Raw genomic sequence first — 15,760 nt, 5'->3', positions numbered from 1 at the left:
ACTCGTTCGCGCGCCGCCACACGACCTCACTTGCTCGGGCACCGCCACACGACCTCACCTATCGGACGGGCCGCTACTTGCCAGGCGTCGCCGTACGACGTCACCTGTCGGGCGCCGTCGCACGACCTCGCCTGTCGGACGGCGCCGTCACTTGTCGGGCGCCGTCGCACGGCCGCATTCCCTTGCGGACGTTCAGCCGTACGGACCGCTGCCACAGGCGACCTGGCCACCGATCGTGGCGAAGATACCGAACAACGCCATGATCTGTGCGAAGTCATCGGTGGTGAACTCGGTGTGTCGCGCCCCGACCGACTTCACGCCGGGCACCAGCCCCACAGCGGCCGCGATGGCAGTGGAGTTCCACTCCACCCCCAGCGTGTACGGCGCCGCCACCCGGTAAGGCGTGAAGTCGCTCAACCGCCCCAACGCCCTTGCCGTCGCCTCACGGATCCGCGCCTGGGCGACGCTCGGCGGCAGCAGTTCGGCCGAGAACTTGTCGATCCCCTTCTTGACCGCCACCGTCTCCACATCGCCGAGCAACTCGCGCGCCTCTTCACCGACGGCCTCGTCCCCGGTCACCACCACGACCGGAACACCATGAGACCCGGCGCACGCCGCCACCAGCCGCGTCTCGCCGCACACCTCGCCGTTGAGATAGACGTTCTGGATCTCCTTGCCCATCCAGGTGTGGTTGAGCACGCCGTGGGACACCCCCGCGCGAGCGTGGTAGCCCACGAAACAGGCGGCCTGGAACGACCCGTCGACCCCCTGCGCCATCCGCTGCGCCTTGCCCGGCCCGCGGATGAGGGTGGCACGCGGGTCCAGGAGGTCGATCCGCAGGTTCTTGGTGGACCCGTGCGCGTCGTTCACCAGCACCGTGGTCGCCCCCGCCTCGAACGCCCCCTCGACGGCGGCGTTGGCGTCGGCGGTCATGAGCTCGCAGCCCCGCTCGTAACCACGCTTACCGGCGTGCATCTCCTCGGGGTCGGTGAGCCCGGTCACGCCCTCCATGTCGACCGACAGATACACCTTCACAGCCCACTCCTCACCTAACTCAGCCCAAGCACGCCAACATCTCACGCGCCCCATGTCTCCACGCGGCGGACCTCGGCCTCGGTCATGAGCCCGACCTCGGACGTCATGAACTCGGCCGCCTGGTAACGCCACGGGGCGGGGATCTCGGCGAGCGCCGGCGGGTAGCAGTGGTCGAGCCAGCTCGTCGACTCCTCGGTGGCGTCGAAGTAGTCGAGCGCCTTCCCGAACAGCGTGTTCTCGATGCCGGGCACCCGCGCCAGGCCGTACTCGACCATCTCCTGTCCCCCGTACGGCGGCGGCTGGAGCCACTTGCGCGCCCGGGGGTCCTCGGCGGTGAAGGGCGTGTCGAGCGGCCGCCGTTCGACCGCGGCCTGGATGAGCTCCTTGTACAGGCACTTGCCGCATGTACGGCACGGGCCGTCGGTGCCCTGCAGGCACCATCGGACGTGCTCCTTGAGCTCCGAGTTCAGCGCCAGCCGCATGGTGACCGCCTCACTCACGCCGCCCACGGGAAGCACGATGTGCACCCCCGCCGCCGCGAACAACCGTCCCCACGCCCCGTGCGGCGCCCACATCAGGTTGTCGGGCGTGTAACGCAGCAGATAGCGATCCCCGCCGAGCCACCGTGAACCCAGTTCATAGCCGAACGCCAGTCCCCCGAGATCCATCCGGTCGGCGTGCAGCAGTGCCCCAACGGCGACCGCGTGGTGCTCCGGGTACCCGGGCCGGGGCTCGGACAGTGTGAACTCCAGATCGGAGTCCACGATGGTGAGTTCCCGTCCGGTCCGCTTGGCCAGCCTGGCCAGGACGTCGGAGCGGTAGTGCGGCCACCGATTCGGCACACGGGGATGCGCCACCCGCCGGAAGTGCACGAACGGCGCCTCGGGATAGATGGCCGCCGCCGCAACGGAGTCCGCGCCACCGCTGTAGGAGATCGCTAAGTTCGTCCCGGTGCGACGGGCCTCCGCGCCTACCGGCCCCGCTTCGACGCCCCACCCGTCGTGCAGCGCCGCGGCCACCTCCGGGGAGATGGCCCGGTCGAACACGATCTCCCTGCGCGTCCACGGCGCCACCACGGTCCACGCGGCGACGGCGAAGAGATCGGGGTGCGCGTCCTCGGGGACGCCGGCGACCGTGCAGGAGTTGGTGGCCAGCTTGACCGGGTGCTCGTCGGCGGCCTTGCCGGTGATCTCGTCAACGGCTCCGAGGCGGAACGTCAGCTCGCCTCCGGCCCAGCTCACGCGCATGACTGATCCTCCACCTGAACACCGTCACCGGGGCCCGGCGTCCGCGACTTGAGGTCGTCGATCGCCTGCCAGAGAAGAACCTCGTTCTGCAGCACGCCGTCCAGCGCCTTGGCCGTCTCCTGAGCCAGGCGGTGGGTGTCGTCGAGCCTGGCCTTGTCGGTGGTGGCCGCGGTGGCGGGTCTGGCGTTCCTGAGGCGCTCGACCTCGTCCTGCAAGCTCGCCATCTCCCGGCGCAGGGTCTGGACCTCCCAGAGGGCGTCCCTGATGTCCTGGCGATGATCGCCGATGGAGATATAGCGGGAATCGAACCACGTGCGCACGGCTTTGCGCAGGCGGGCGGGGACCAGGACGCGCATCATAAAACGCCACGATAGTGGCAAATCTTCGGCCTTCAGGACGCTGTTTCCGAATGGCAACCAAGCTATATAACTGGAGTCAACATCACTTGTCGCGACGGGTCGCAGCGGGATTACCAACCCCGCACTTATCGTGCGATTCATGATCATAAAGCCGGGAGAAATCCTGGGCGCGGCCCGGACGCCCCTTCCTGAGACGTCCGGGCCGGTGCGCCACCTGTGCGGTCCATACTCGGTGGTGTGAACCTCGTCCCCCAGATCTTCACGGTGCTCACCCGCCGGCCACCGTCGGCCGTCCCGCTGTCCTCGGGAGTCTGACCGTGGTCGAGGACCTGATCGCGTACATGCGAGAGGCGTACGGGTGGAAAGAGGACGTCACGGCCTCCCCGGGGCCGCGGGGCGCGCTGGGGCAGATCTGGCGACTGGACGTCGGCCCGGCACGCTACGCGCTCAAGGAGATCTTCGCCGAGCCGCCGTCGGAGGCGTTGATCGAGACGGAGCTGGCGTTCGCCCGGCGGGCAGCCGAGGCGGGCGTACGGCTGCCCGCAAGCCATCCCGACCGCGAGGGGCGCCACCTGCTCACGCCGCCCGGCGGGACCTGGCTGCGCCTGTACGACTGGTTCGACCTGCGGCCGCTCGACCTGACGGCCCGAGCCACGCCGCAGGAGCTCGGCGATCTGCTCGCCCGCCTGCACCGATGCGCCCCGGCCGCGACGACCGAGGCGGGCGGCGGACCACCCGATCCCTGGTACGACCGCGTTCCCACCGCGCGTGAGTGGGCAGAAGCGTCCGCTCAGTGGGCGGAAGCGTCCGCGTCGGGCGTGGTGTGGGCCGTGCGACTGGCCGATCTGCTGACCACGCTGCCCGAGTTGTGCGCGGCCGTCGCGCCCGCCGATCCCACCAAGCTGATCGTCTGCCATCGCGACCTGCACCCGGAGAACGTCCTCGCCGACTCCACCGGCGCAATGGTGGTCGTCGACTGGGACAACCTCGGTCCGGCCGAGCCGGGCCGGGAGCTGGCCCGGGCGCTGTTCGACTGGTTCTGCGACAACTCGATCGCCGACCTCGACGCCATGCGCGCCATGTACGAGGCGTACGTGCGTGGGGGCGGCCCAGGTCGCATCACCGATCCGGCGGACTTCTCGATGCTCCTCGCCTCCCGCGTGAACTTCCTGCGGGTCCAGGCGCGCGTCGCGCTCGACCCGCGCGCCGAGCGGCGGCACCGCGAGTGGGCGGAACGCGAGATCGACGAAGGATTGCGCATCCTGCCCACCCCACGACAGCTGACCGACGTGCTGGAACTGGCCCGCGCCCGCTAGACCTGCTTCAGCATGCCGCCGTCGATGACCAGTTCCGAGCCGCTGATGTTCGGCGCCTTGCCGGAGGCCAGAAACACCACCAGGGCGGCGACTTCGGCCGGCTCGGTCATCTGCCCGGTTGACAGGTTGGTCGCGGCCGGGATGCCTTCGACGAATTCCTCGAGCGACACGCCGGCCTGCCGGGCCAGCGTCGCTCCGTTGCTGCCGGGTGCGGTCCAGACCGGGGTGCGCACCGGTCCGGGGGCGATCGTGTTCACCCGCACGCCCTGGGGCCCGAACTCTTCGGCGAGCGCCTTGCCGAAGTTGGCCAGTGCCGCCTTGGCGGCCGAGTAGTCCACCAGGTAGGGGAGCGCCAGGCGCGAGTTGACCGAGCCGATGTTCACCACCTGGCCGCGCCGCCGCAGGATGCTCGGCAGTGCCGCCCTGGTGGCCCGCACGGCACTCCACAGGGTCAGATCGAAGGTGCGCTGCCAGTCCTCGTCGGTGGTCGCCAGGAAGCCGTCGAGTCGTGGTTCGGCGCCGCCGACGTTGTTCACCAGCAGGTCGATCCCGCCGAACTCGCCGAGCGCCGCGTCGATGAGCCGTCCGGGCCCTTCGGGCGTGGCCAGATCGACCTCGATGGGGAGTGCCGCGAGCTCCTTCAGTTCCGTACTGATCGTCCGCGCTCCCGCGGCCACCCGGTAGCCGTCCTCCGCCAGCGCCCGCACCACGGCCAGGCCGATGCCCTTGCTGGCTCCGGTGACCACGGCGAACTTCTCATTTTCCGACATGAGTTACCTCTCTCTCGTTGATCTTTCCGGGCAGGCGGAGGGCGAGCAGCGAGCCGAGCACGCAGATCGCCAGAGCCCACCAGAACGTGCTTGCGAACGCGGCCACGCCGGCGCCGCCGGGTTGCCGTTGCAGGACGACCGCGAGGAGCGCGGTGCCGGCCGCGCCGCCGATCTGGATCAGCGCCACCAGAGCGCTGCTGGCCCGCGCGGTGGCGTCCGGTGCGATCGCGCCGAAAGCGGCGGCCAGCGCCGGGCCGAGCACGGCGCCGAGTCCGATCCCGCGGACCAGCAACGACACGGCGAGCAGACCGGTGCCCGCGTGCAGGCCGTCTTGCGTGAAGGGCAGCGTGCCGAGCGCGGCCAGCGACATCCCGCCGGCCACCGTGGCCCTGGCGCCGAATCGGGCACTCAACGCGGCGACGAACGGCAGCGCCAGGATCGTGCCGATTCCCTGGGGTGCGAGTTGCAGCCCGGCCACCCAGGCGCGCGCGCCGTTCGCCTGCTGGGCATAGAGCGGGAGCAGGAACATCATCCCGTACACCGACGCGCCGAACAGGCAGGCGATCAGCCCCGAGGCGGTGAACCGCGCGTCGGCGAACAACCGGAGGTCGATCAGCGCGCCGGACCCTCGCCGGAGAGCGTGCGCCGCATAGCCGAGCAGGAGCGCCGTTCCGCCGAGCACCGGCGCGAAAACCGCGACCGAGTCGGCGCCGAAACCGTCACCGGCACGGGTGAGGCCGTAGAGCAGCACCGCGAGGCCGGGCGGGAGCAGCAGGAGGCCGAGGACGTCCAGTCGCGTCGTGCCGGTTTTCGGGCGGTCGCGAGGCAGCACCCTCAGCGACAGGACCATCGCCAGCAGTCCCAGCGGCAGGTTCATCGCGAACAACCAGCGCCAGGACAGGTGGTCGATGATCAATCCGCCGGCCAGCGGGCCGAGTGCCGGAGCGAGGGTGATCGGAATCTGGATCAGGCTGAGCACCCTGGTCGCCCGGTGCGGACCGGCGGCCGTGGTGAGCATCGCCAGCATGATCGGCTCAAGCATGCCGGCGCCGAACCCCTGCACCACCCTGGCCCCGACGAGCACCGTCAGGGAGTCGGCGACAGTGGCCAGCGCGCTACCCGCCAGGTAGACGCCCAGCGCGGCCAGCCAGAGCGTCCTGCCGCCGAATCGGTCGGCGCCCCATCCCGCGACCGGGATGGCCACCGCCAGGGCGAGCAGGTAGGCGGTGGTGACCCACTGGATCTGGCCGAGCGGCGCCGCCAGCGCTCCGGAGAGCCGATCGATCCCCACGACCACGACCGTGCTGTTGAGCAGGGCGAGGAACGCGCCGAAGCCGAGGACGCCGCCCAGCGCCGGCAGCCCCGGAGTTGATCGTGCCTGGAATGTCATCGCCCCTCATTGACACTAGTAAACGGCTTTGCTGGTGTTGGACTATACTTAAACCGTTAGGTGGTGTCGACATGGGGTGGGACAGGGACGAGCCGGCCGCGGAATATCACCGCGTACCGGCCCGGTTGGTCGCGGTGTTCGATTTCCTCAACACCTGCGATCTGCGGACCTTCGGCGGGCACGAGCCCGACGACGAGCTCGCCGGGTGGCTCGGCGACTGCGAGCCGGCCGAGCGTGAGCGCGCCTTCGCGCTGCGCCGGGCACTCCGCGCCATGGCGCGGGCCAACCGGACGGGCGAGCTCGACCCGGCCGCGGCGGGCGAACTCGACGAAGTGGGCGCGACGCTGCCCCTACGGGCGCTGTCCGACGGCGGCGGCCTGCTCGGCGTCACCGCGGCGGACGGCGGCGTTCCGGGTACGCTCGCGAACCTGCTGGCCGACGTCATCGTCGCGTCGGCGGACGGGTCCTGGGCCCGGATGAAGGAGTGTGCCGCACCGGACTGCCGCTGGATCTTCTACGACCACGCCAAACCGCGCAACGGCCGCTGGTGCTCCACGGCGGGCTGCGGCAACCGGATGAAAACCCGCGCGTACCGCAGCCGCACCTCGTGAGCCCTCGGGGCTGGAAATCGACTCGACGCAGTGCCAGTAGACTCACTGCGCATGATCGACGTGGATGAGCAGGGACGCCCGGAACCTCCTTTCGCGGGCGACGAGACCGCCACACTCCTGGGGTTCCTGGACTACCAGCGCGCGACCCTGGCGTGGAAGTGCTCGGGACTGGACGCGGCCGGCCTGAAGGCGACCGTCGCCGCCTCCCCGATGACCCTCGGCGGGATGCTCAAGCACCTGGCCTACGTCGAGAGCGACTGGATCTCGGTGTGGCTGCACGGGCGAGACCCCGAGCCCCCGTGGAACGCCGTGGACTGGAAGGCTGACCCCGACTGGGACTGGCACTCGGCCGCCGAGGACACCCCCGAGCAGCTCCACACGCTCTGGCAGGACTCCGTGGCCCACACCCGCGCCCTGATCGCGGAGGCGATTGCCGACGGCGGCCTGGAGCAGCCGGCCCGGCGTTCCTGGCCCGATGGCAACACGCCCAGCCTGCGATGGATCCTGGTCCATCTGATCGAGGAGTACGCGCGGCACAACGGCCACGCCGACCTCATCCGGGAGTCGGTGGACGGGCTGACCGGCGAATAGCCGACTTCCCGATCAATCAGGAAGCCTTGTCCCCACCCTCCAGATGTTCGGGCAGGCCGGTATTGGGGATGCCGAACTTCCGCGCGTACTGATCGTTGAGTTCGGACCAGCCGAACTTGACGGCCGCCGCGCCGCGGATCGGCGGGATCGGCCGCCCGTCGAGCAGTTTCTCGGCCACGTCGAGGCAGATGTGCCAGCCGGCCGCGACCTTGGGAAGCCAGTCGCGGTCCTTGACGGTGTGCCGCAGGGTCAGCCGGGAGCCGGTGTCGGTGGCCGCCAGTTCCCAGCGCAGCAGGTCGGTGCCGAGGGTGTACTCCAGCAGCGTCGGCGGCTCGACGCGTACGACCTCGGCGGCCAGGTCCTGGGAGTTCTCGTCGTCGATCATCGTGAGCGTGGCGTCGCCCGCCTTGGACAGATCGCGGTCAGCGGTGTACGGCGCCCACGCGGCGAGTTGTTCGGGCTCGGTCAGCGCGGCCCACACCTTCTCGGGCGGATGGCGCAGGTCGCGGGTGAAGACCAGCGTCCAGCGGTCTTCCGTCGCCTCGCTGTCGACCTGGGCCAGCGGGCTCGGACGGTATGCGTCGGAGGTCATGCCTACTCCAGATTGTCTAGGTGGCGCTCGAGAGCGTCGAGATGCCGGTCCCACAGGGTGCGATACGGCTGAAGCCAGTCGTCGAGCACCTGGAAGGGAGCCGCGTGAATGCGGTAGATCCGCCGCTGCGCCTCCGTACGACAGGTGACGAAACCGGCTTCCCTGAGCACCTTCAGCTGCTTGGAGACCGTGGGCTGGCTGACGCCGAGCGTGTCGACCAGTTCGTTCACGCTGCTCTCGGCCACCAGGAGCCGGTCGAGAATCCGGCGCCGGGTCGGTTCGGAGAGCACGGAGAACGCATCGACGGACATGACCTCTATATTCCCCATCGTGCATATGCCTGTCAAGGTATATGCACTCTCTCAGGCGAGAGTGACCTCCACGGGGAGCTTCTTGATGCCGTTGACGAAGTTGGAGCGCACGCGCGGCACCGCTCCAGTGAGCCGGATGTCGGCGATCCGGGGAATGAGCTCCTCGAACATGATGCGGATCTCGGTACGGGCCAGCAGATTGCCCAGGCACAGATGCGGGCTGCCCTTGCCGAAGGTGACGTGGTCGTTCTTGGTCCGGGTGACGTCGAAGCTGTAGGGATCGGCGAAGACCTTCTCGTCGCGGTTGCCCGACGCGTACCACATGACGACCTTGTCGCCTTCCTTGATCTGCTTGCCACCGAGCTCCACGTCGCGCGTCGCGGTGCGGCGGAAGTGGTAGACCGGTGAGGCCCAGCGCAGGAACTCCTCGACGGCACCGGGGATGAGCGACGGGTCGCGCCGTAGCAGGTCGAGCTGGTCCGGGTGCTTGATGAGGGCCAGCATGGTGTGCGAGATGGCGTGCCGTGTGGTCTCGTTGCCGGCGACGACGAGCAGCAGGAAGTAGTTGTCGAAGTCCTGGGCCGACAGGGGGACACCGTCGCGCGGGGTCTCGTTGACGAGCCGGGAGACCAGGTCGACGCCGGTGCCGCCACGCCGCTGCCTGGCCAGCTCGCGACCGTACTCGAAGACCTCCAGCGAGGCGGGTGAGCGGAAGGGCAGGTGCCGGTACTGTTCGCTCTCCTCGCTGCCCAGGAGCACGTCGGCGTAGTCGGGGTCGGTGTTGCCGATGATGCGGTTGCCCCAGTCGATGAGCTGCTTGGTGTCGTCATCGGGCACGTCGAGCAGCCGGGCCAGCACGTTGATGGGGAAGTCCGCGGAGACGTCGGCGACGAAGTCGAAGACGCCCTTGGCGAAGGCCGCGTCGAGGGTGGTGGCGGTCAGCCCGCGCAGGAAGTCGGCGTACTGGCCGATGACCGCGGCGCCGAACTGGCGCTGCATCAGGCCGCGCAGGGCGCGGTGGCGCACGCCGTCCAGCTCCAGGATGGAGGCGCGGCGCTTGATCTGGTCGTCGTCCACTTCCTCCAGGTTGACGAACTTGGTGGAGGTGAAGGTCTCGCTGTCGCGGTCCACACGGGCGATGTCCTCGTGGCGGGCCAGGGCCCAGAAGCCGGCGTTGGGCGCCGGTTCCGGCTGCCAGTGGACGGGGTCCTCGTGGCGCAGCGTGTGGAACATCCGCCACGGGGTGAGACCGTCGGTGAAGTTCCCCGGGTCGGCGAGGTCGATCTCGTCCAGGGGAAAGGGCTCGGGGATCATGGTGGTGCTCCTCGGCGTCACAGGTGGTAGGCGTACTCGGTGAACTCCCAGTCGGTGACGTGCCGATGGAAGCGTTCGATCTCGTTGCGTTTGTAGGCGAGGAAAGAGGCGGCGAAGCCCTTGCCGAGCAGCTCGATCAGCTCGTCATCGGCCTCGAAGGCGTCGAGCGCGGCGGCGAGCGTCATCGGCAGCACGGCGGCACGGGCGGTGTCGTAGCCGTAGCCCTCAAGCGGGGCGGGCGGCTCCAGGCCGGCCCGCACCCCCAGCAGCGCGGCGGCGATCGTGCCGGCCAGCAGGAGGTACGGGTTGGCGCTCGCGTCCCCGAGGCGCAGCTCGAAACGGGCGCCCGGGCCGCGCTCGGGCGGGACGCGCACCATGGCGCTGCGGTTGTCCAGACCCCAGTCGATCAGCCACGGCGCGAGTGTGTCGGGGCCGAACCGCTTGTAGGAGTTGACGGTGGGGTTGGCCAGCGCCGCCAGCGCCGGGGCGTGCGCCAGGACACCGGCGATGGCGTGGCGGGCGGTGGCCGAAAGCCCGTACGGCGCCGACGGGTCATCGAAGGCGTTGGCGTCATCGTCACCCGAGGTGCAGGACAGGTGGACGTGGAAACCGGAGCCGCCTTCGTCGTTGAACGGCTTGGCCATGAAGGTGGCCAGGCGTCCCTCGGCGCGGGCGAGTTCTTTGATCGCCGACTTGAAGAGGAAGGTCCGGTCGGCGGCGTCCAGGGCGCCGGAATGCATGAGGTTGATCTCGAACTGGCCGCTGCTGAACTCGTGGTTGCCCATGCTCACGCCTACGCCGAGATCGCGCAGGTGGCGCAGCGTGCGCAGGAGGTGGCCGTCGGGGTCACCGCGCCGCCCTGCGGTGTAGACGTTGCCCGGTGCCTCGGCGTAGCGACGCCAGCCGGCCGGCGAGCCGGGGTCGGGGTCGCACAGGAAATACTCCAGCTCGGGGCCGACCACGGGGCGCAGCCCGTGCTCGCCGCACCGGCCCAGCACGCCGCGCAGCAGGTCGCGCGGCGACTCCGGGACCGGCACGCCGGCGACGGGATCGAGGACCTCGCCGAGGCACCAGGCGACCCCCGGCTCCCACGGCAGCGGCTTGAGCGTGCCGAGATCGGGCCGGACCACGACATCGGGCAGCCCGGCGTCCAGGCCGCCCTCGACCGGCACCACGTCTCCCTGCGGGGTGGTGTGGTAGACGGCGCGACAGAAGGCCAGTCCGTGCTCGCAGGCGCCGGCCAGGTGATCGATCAGGACGTCCCTGGCTCGATCGGTGCCGATCAGGTCGGGGTAGACCACGCGGACCACGTCCACGTTCTGGGCGGCGAGGCGCGCTATGTGCTCTTGGTCGTACGAGGTGTCGTGTGCACTCATCGGCGTCCCCTCGGGCGGGCGGTGGAGGTACGGCGGCACTGCTCCACAATTCGTTTGAGGCCAAACGATACGGACGGGCCATCGACCCCGCAATAGGGGGCGATGTAAATCCATCATCTCCGGCCAGGCTCTTGACCAGGCCCTGGGTGGCTTCTTATGTTGTTTGGACCCAAACGATAGGAGGTGCGGCTCATGAAGGTCGTCGTCGACCTGACCAAGTGCCAGGACCACGGGCAGTGCGTCTTCGCCGCTCCAGACGTCTTCCGTCTCGACGACGCCGGGCACCTCGCGTACGTCGCCGAGCCTGACGAGTCGCTGCGCGCCGACGTCGAGGACGCCGCCGACGTCTGCCCGCTCCAGGCCATCACGATCGAGGACTGACCATGTCACCTCGCGTCGTCGTGGCCGGAGCGTCGATGGGCGGCCTGCGCGCGGCCGAGCAGCTACGCGCCGCAGGCTGGACCGGGGCGATCACCGTGGTCGGCGACGAGCCGGCCATGCCCTACAACCGGCCGCCCCTGTCGAAGGAGGTGCTGGCCGGCCGGGAGTCCTTCGAGTCGCTGGCCTTCCGGCCCCGGGCGAGCACCGCCGACGTGGAATGGCTCCTCGGCACCGCGGTGACGTCCGCCGACCTGGCCCGCCGTGTCGCCGGCCTGGGCAACGGCGCCGAGCTGGCCTTCGACGGCCTGGTCGTGGCCACCGGAATGCGGCCGCGGCGGCTGCGCTGTCCCGGGCCCGCCCCGGGCCGCCACACCGTGCGCACCATGGCCGACGCTCGCGCGCTGCGCTCGGAGTTGACCCGGCCCGGCGTTCGCGTCGTGGTGGTCGGCGCCGGGTTCATCGGCTGCGAGGTCGCCGCCACCGCCGTCGCGCTCGGGGCCGCGGAGGTGACCGTGGCCGACCCGGAGCGGCTGCCCATGCTCCGCCCGCTCGGTGAGCCGCTGGCCCGCGAGCTGCGCACGCGGCACGAGGCCCGCGGTGTGCGCTTCGCCCTCGGCACGGGGGTCACCACCTTCGAGGGTGCCGACCGTGTCACGGGCGTCGTGCTGGCGGACGGGCGGACGCTGCCCGCCGATGTGGTGGTCGAGGCGGTCGGCTCGGTGGCCAACACCGAGTGGCTGGCCGGCAACGGCCTGGACCTCGCCGACGGCGTGCTCACCGACGAGCTGCTGCGCGTGGGCGGTCTGCCGTACGTCGTGGCCGTCGGCGACGTGGCCCGCTTCCCCAACGCCCGCTACGACGGCGTGCCGCGCCGGATCGAGCACTGGTCGATCCCCGGCGACACCGCCAAGCGCGCCGCCAGAACCCTCGCCGCCCACCTCACGGGCACCGAGCCCGACCCCGAGCCGTTCGCACCGCTGCCCACCTTCTGGAGCGACCAGCACGACTTCCGCCTGCAGTCCTTCGGCGCCCCCACGCTGGGCCTCGACGACATCCGCGTGCTCGAGGGCGACCTGGGCGGGGACGTCGTCGTCGGCTACCACGCCGGCGGACGGCTGGCCGGCGTCGTCGCGCTCGGCGGGCCCGCCGCCACCGCCGCGGCCGCCCGCCATCGCGCCGGCCTGCTCAAGCAACCCGCCCTCACTCCGTAAGGAATCGCACCACATGACCACAGTCAGCGGCTTCCTCTACCCCCGTACCGCCACGGGACGCTCCTCCCTGATCCCCTCACCGCCGTGGCACTACTCGGGTGACCTGCTCACCGTCGAGTACCGCACCGACCCGGCCCGGGTGCGCGAACTGCTGCCCGAGCCGCTGGAGCTCGCCCAGGACGACCCGGGCGCGGTGGCGCTGATCTGGGCGGACTGGCAGTCCTGCGCGACCTCGCGGGAGGAGCTGCTCGACCCGGTGCGCGCCCAGTACAAGGAGGCGTTCGCGGTCGTGCGCTGCTCCTATAGAGGGCGTACCTACTCGCGCTGCGTCTACATCTGGGTGGACAAGGACTTCGCCATCGCCCGCGGCATCCACCAGGGCTACCCCAAGAAGCTCGGCTCGATCCACCTGACCCGCCCCCACCCGTACGGTCCCGCGCCGAAGATCGAGGCGGGCGCCCGCTTCGGCGCCACGCTCGCCGCGGCCGACCGCAGGCTGGCCCAGGCCGTGGTGACGCTGCGCGAGCCCGCGCGGAGCAACGGCTTCGTCAACGGCCACCCCATGGCGCACCACCGCCTCCTGCCCTCCATCGAAAAGGGCGGCGGGCTCGCGCTCGACGAACTCGTCGAGTCCGGAGCCGCGGCGGTCGAAGGCGGCGTGCCCTGGCGCGGCGAGGCCGATCTGGAGCTGTTCGAGGCGCCCACCGAGGAACTGGCCAGGTTGGAGGTCCGCGAGCCCATCGCCGCGTACTACCGCCAGGTCGGCGTCGTCTGGGACGGCGGCACCCTGCTCGAATCCCCTGCGAAGGACCGTTCATGACACAGCACATCGCGACCGTCGGCGGCGTCGCCGTCGACACCCGGCACTGGATCGGCGGAGAGCGCGTCGCTTCCCCCACGACCTTCACCGACGAGTCGCCCATCGACGGCCGCGTCCTCGCCGAGATCGCCCGCGGCGGGCAGGCCGAGGCGCAGGCGGCCGTCGCCGCGGCCGCGGCCGCCTTCCCCGTCTGGGCCGCCACGCCGCGCGCCGGACGGCTCAGCCGCCCGGCGCGGGCGACGATAACGGGTCGCACAGAGAACGACTGCGACCCGGCCCGACTTCGGTACCTGGTACGGCCGGGGCGGGTTAACTCACAAGGAGAACGCAATGCCCAAGCCTCCCAAGGGTGCACGTCTTGGTGGTAGCCCGGCGCACGAGCGGCTGATCCTGGCGAACCTCGCCACGGACCTGTTCCGCCACGGCAAGATCCGCACCACGGTCACCAAGGCCAAGCGCGTCCGTCCGCTGGCGGAGCGCCTGATCACCAAGGCGAAGAAGGGCGACATCCACAACCGTCGCCAGGTGCTCACGGTCGTCAAGGACAAGGGCGTCGTCCACCACCTCTTCACGGAGCTCGCGGTGACGTTCGCGGAGCGTCCCGGCGGTTACACCCGGATCACCAAGGTGGGCGCCCGTAAGGGTGACAACGCTCCTATGGCTGTTATCGAGCTGGTGACCGAGCCGCTGAACCCGGTGCGTGTCTCGCGCTCGGAGGCTCCGGCCGCCGCTGCCGCTCCCGCTGCTGAGGCCCCCGCTGCTGTTGAGGAGCCCGCTGCCGAGACCGCCGCGTCGGACGAGGCCCCTGAGGCCCCCGTCGCGGAGGCCGCTGAGGCCGGCGAGGCTGGCGAGGCGAAGAAGGACGAGGCCTGATCCGTCAGGTCGGTTGAATCGGGCTCGGACCCCTCTTGTGGGGGTTCGGGCCCATTCGCGTTTCAGGTGGTCTGGGGAGAGGATGATCGTGGTACGGCTCCGCCTTGATCTCGGCTACGACGGGACGGATTTCTCCGGGTGGGCCAGGCAGCCGGGGCTGCGTACGGTCCAGGGGGAGATCGAGCAGGCGCTCGGCCGGATCCTGCGGCTGACCGAGCCGCCGGCGCTGACCGTCGCCGGGCGTACGGATGCCGGGGTGCACGCGCGCGGGCAGGTGGCGCACGTGGATCTCCCGGTGGAGGCGCTCTCCGCCCTCGACCGCAACCACCGGAGATCCGCCGTCCGCGAACCCTCGGCAACCTTCCCGCCTGACGGCCCCACACCTACCGGCCCGGCGCCAGTCGGCTCCGCGGCGATTGGCTCCGAGGCGATTGGCTCCGAGGCGACTGGCTCCGAGGCGACTGGCTCCGAGGCGACTGGCTCCGTATCGACCGGCCCTGCGGCGACTGGTCCCGCGCCGACCGGCTCGGTGTCGACCGGGCCCGCATCGACCGGCCCTGCGCCGACTGGCCCTGCGGTGACCGGCTCCGGGGTGATTGGTCCCGCATCGGCCGGCCCTGCGCCGACTGGTCCCGCGGTGTCTGGGGCCGGGGTGTCTGGGGCCGGGGTGCCTGGGCCCGCGGTGCCTGGGTCCGGGGTGACTGGGCCTGCGGTGACCGGTTCCGCATCGGCCGGGCCTGCGGTGCCGAGCGGCTTGGTGTCGGTGGGCGCCGTAGGGGGGCTGGACGTGGATGAGCGGCTCGCTACGCTGTTGCGGCGGCTGGCTGGGGTGTTGGAGTCGGATGTGCGGGTTCATCGGGTCTCCGTGGCTCCTGAGGGCTTTGACGCGCGTTTCTCCGCGCTGTCACGCCGGTACGCGTACCGGGTGAGTGACGCACCCGGTGGGGTGGATCCGTTGCGGCGCCGGGAGGTGGTCTGGCACAACCGCCCGCTTGACCTCGACGCGCTGAACGCGGCGGCTGGAGACCTGCTCGGTGAGCACGACTTCGCCGCCTTCTGCAAGAAGCGCGAGGGGGCCACCACGATCCGGCGGCTGCAACGGCTCGACTGGGTGCGGGAGGGCGACGGAGTACTGGTCGCCACCGTGGTCGCCGACGCGTTCTGCCACTCGATGGTGCGCTCGCTGGTCGGGTCCCTGCTGTCGGCGGCCGACGGGCGCCGGCCCATGGAGTGGCCGGGCCAGGTGCTGGCGCGGGCCGTGCGGGACTCCGGGGTGCACGTGGCGCCCGCGCACGGCCTGTGTCTGGAAGAGGTGAGCTACCCGCCGGACGCGGAACTCGCCGAGCGCGCCCTCGCGACCCGGCGTGTCCGCACGCTGGGCGATGTCCCGCCCGCCACCGGCTAGCCGATCTCCGGCGTGCCACCGATCAAGGCGATCTCCGGCGTGCCACCGATCAAGGCGGTCTCCCGCCGGACGCGGAACTCGCTGAGCGCGTCTTCGCGGCCCGGCCTGTCCGCACGTCGGGTGACATCCCGCCTGCCACCGACTAAGCCCATCTCCGG

General features: G+C 70.7%; 18 protein-coding genes and 2 pseudogenes. 10 read left to right on the top strand and 10 right to left on the bottom strand.

The annotated features are described in order from the left end of the window. Window positions 1–192: 192 nt before the first annotated feature. The 3 genes from KME78_RS24460 to KME78_RS24450 are packed head-to-tail and all read right to left on the bottom strand — an operon-like array spanning window position 193 to window position 2,641. Entirely contained in the window at window positions 193–1,035 is an 843-nt protein-coding gene (locus KME78_RS24460; protein ID WP_219531509.1) for a M55 family metallopeptidase, read from the bottom strand. A 41-nt stretch (window positions 1,036–1,076) separates the two neighbouring features. Then, the gene (locus tag KME78_RS24455) at window positions 1,077–2,282 is read right to left on the bottom strand and encodes a DUF6395 domain-containing protein (RefSeq protein ID WP_219531507.1); all 1,206 of its coding nucleotides are present in this window, start codon (window positions 2,280–2,282) and stop codon (window positions 1,077–1,079) included. Further along, the gene (locus tag KME78_RS24450) at window positions 2,273–2,641 is read right to left on the bottom strand and encodes a hypothetical protein (protein WP_219531506.1); all 369 of its coding nucleotides are present in this window, start codon (window positions 2,639–2,641) and stop codon (window positions 2,273–2,275) included. Before KME78_RS24450 ends, KME78_RS24455 begins: the two co-directional genes overlap by 10 nt. A 317-nt stretch (window positions 2,642–2,958) precedes the next feature. Between KME78_RS24450 and KME78_RS24445 the strand changes: the two genes are divergently transcribed. After that, window positions 2,959–3,957, top strand: coding sequence for a phosphotransferase enzyme family protein (locus KME78_RS24445; protein WP_219531504.1), 999 nt, complete (start codon window positions 2,959–2,961; stop codon window positions 3,955–3,957). Here the strand turns inward: KME78_RS24445 and KME78_RS24440 are convergent. Together KME78_RS24440 and KME78_RS24435 are read right to left on the bottom strand one after the other, a co-directional pair. Next, the gene (locus KME78_RS24440; RefSeq protein WP_219531503.1) at window positions 3,954–4,727 is read right to left on the bottom strand and encodes an SDR family NAD(P)-dependent oxidoreductase; all 774 of its coding nucleotides are present in this window, start codon (window positions 4,725–4,727) and stop codon (window positions 3,954–3,956) included. The two genes, KME78_RS24445 and KME78_RS24440, sit on opposite strands and share 4 nt — an antisense overlap. Beyond that, window positions 4,714–6,117 carry a DHA2 family efflux MFS transporter permease subunit gene (locus tag KME78_RS24435; protein WP_219531501.1) on the bottom strand — a complete coding sequence of 468 codons (1,404 nt, stop codon included), beginning with the start codon at window positions 6,115–6,117 and terminating at the stop codon, window positions 4,714–4,716. Before KME78_RS24435 ends, KME78_RS24440 begins: the two co-directional genes overlap by 14 nt. Before the next feature lie 71 nt (window positions 6,118–6,188). Between KME78_RS24435 and KME78_RS24430 the strand changes: the two genes are divergently transcribed. Both KME78_RS24430 and KME78_RS24425 read left to right on the top strand, forming a co-directional pair. Continuing rightward, the gene (locus KME78_RS24430) at window positions 6,189–6,728 is read left to right on the top strand and encodes a CGNR zinc finger domain-containing protein (RefSeq protein WP_219531500.1); all 540 of its coding nucleotides are present in this window, start codon (window positions 6,189–6,191) and stop codon (window positions 6,726–6,728) included. 51 nt (window positions 6,729–6,779) lie between these two features. Further along, window positions 6,780–7,319: a DinB family protein gene (locus KME78_RS24425; RefSeq protein ID WP_219531499.1), complete on the top strand. Its 540-nt coding sequence runs from the start codon at window positions 6,780–6,782 to the stop codon at window positions 7,317–7,319. A 16-nt stretch (window positions 7,320–7,335) separates the two neighbouring features. Here KME78_RS24425 and KME78_RS24420 read toward each other — a convergent pair whose 3' ends face one another. From KME78_RS24420 to KME78_RS24405, 4 genes are read right to left on the bottom strand one after another with little or no spacing between them, the layout of a single operon-like run. Further along, on the bottom strand, window positions 7,336–7,911 hold the full coding sequence (locus tag KME78_RS24420; protein ID WP_219531497.1) for an SRPBCC family protein: 576 nt from the start codon (window positions 7,909–7,911) through the stop codon (window positions 7,336–7,338). A 2-nt stretch (window positions 7,912–7,913) separates the two neighbouring features. Next, a complete protein-coding gene (locus KME78_RS24415) occupies window positions 7,914–8,222 on the bottom strand; it encodes an ArsR/SmtB family transcription factor (RefSeq protein ID WP_219531495.1) in 309 nt (102 codons plus the stop codon). A 51-nt stretch (window positions 8,223–8,273) separates the two neighbouring features. After that, the gene (locus tag KME78_RS24410) at window positions 8,274–9,536 is read right to left on the bottom strand and encodes a cytochrome P450 (RefSeq protein WP_219531493.1); all 1,263 of its coding nucleotides are present in this window, start codon (window positions 9,534–9,536) and stop codon (window positions 8,274–8,276) included. Window positions 9,537–9,553: 17 nt separating this feature from the next. Continuing rightward, complete coding sequence (locus KME78_RS24405) at window positions 9,554–10,912, bottom strand: glutamine synthetase family protein (protein WP_219531492.1); 1,359 nt, start codon at window positions 10,910–10,912, stop codon at window positions 9,554–9,556. A 192-nt stretch (window positions 10,913–11,104) separates the two neighbouring features. On the opposite strand from KME78_RS24405, the gene KME78_RS24400 reads away from it, so the two are divergent. The 7 genes and pseudogenes from KME78_RS24400 to KME78_RS24375 all read left to right on the top strand — a co-directional run. Beyond that, a complete protein-coding gene (locus KME78_RS24400; RefSeq protein WP_219531490.1) occupies window positions 11,105–11,293 on the top strand; it encodes a ferredoxin in 189 nt (62 codons plus the stop codon). A 2-nt stretch (window positions 11,294–11,295) separates the two neighbouring features. Then, the gene (locus KME78_RS24395; protein WP_219531489.1) at window positions 11,296–12,504 is read left to right on the top strand and encodes an NAD(P)/FAD-dependent oxidoreductase; all 1,209 of its coding nucleotides are present in this window, start codon (window positions 11,296–11,298) and stop codon (window positions 12,502–12,504) included. A 13-nt stretch (window positions 12,505–12,517) separates the two neighbouring features. Beyond that, a complete protein-coding gene (locus KME78_RS24390) occupies window positions 12,518–13,324 on the top strand; it encodes an acetoacetate decarboxylase family protein (RefSeq protein ID WP_219531487.1) in 807 nt (268 codons plus the stop codon). After that, window positions 13,321–13,692: an aldehyde dehydrogenase family protein gene (locus KME78_RS24385; RefSeq protein WP_246651763.1), complete on the top strand. Its 372-nt coding sequence runs from the start codon at window positions 13,321–13,323 to the stop codon at window positions 13,690–13,692. The genes KME78_RS24390 and KME78_RS24385 overlap by 4 nt, the downstream gene beginning before the upstream one ends. Continuing rightward, window positions 13,655–14,197: a 50S ribosomal protein L17 gene (gene rplQ, locus KME78_RS24380; RefSeq protein ID WP_219531485.1), complete on the top strand. Its 543-nt coding sequence runs from the start codon at window positions 13,655–13,657 to the stop codon at window positions 14,195–14,197. Before KME78_RS24385 ends, rplQ begins: the two co-directional genes overlap by 38 nt. 82 nt (window positions 14,198–14,279) lie before the next feature. Continuing rightward, window positions 14,280–14,495 (top strand): annotated as a pseudogene (locus KME78_RS68450) (tRNA pseudouridine(38-40) synthase TruA); the annotation flags it as partial. 483 nt (window positions 14,496–14,978) lie between these two features. Further along, window positions 14,979–15,602: pseudogene (locus KME78_RS24375) on the top strand (tRNA pseudouridine synthase A); the annotation flags it as partial. On the opposite strand, the gene KME78_RS24370 reads toward KME78_RS24375, so the two are convergent. Beyond that, complete coding sequence (locus KME78_RS24370; protein WP_219531483.1) at window positions 15,599–15,754, bottom strand: hypothetical protein; 156 nt, start codon at window positions 15,752–15,754, stop codon at window positions 15,599–15,601. The pseudogene KME78_RS24375 and the gene KME78_RS24370 sit on opposite strands and share 4 nt — an antisense overlap. Window positions 15,755–15,760 lie beyond the last annotated feature (6 nt).

Source organism: Nonomuraea guangzhouensis, assembly GCF_019396345.1.
Lineage (GTDB): Bacteria > Actinomycetota > Actinomycetes > Streptosporangiales > Streptosporangiaceae > Nonomuraea > Nonomuraea guangzhouensis.
Note: the sequence above shows the minus strand (reverse complement) of the source record. Positions and strands in the feature narration are given on the sequence as shown.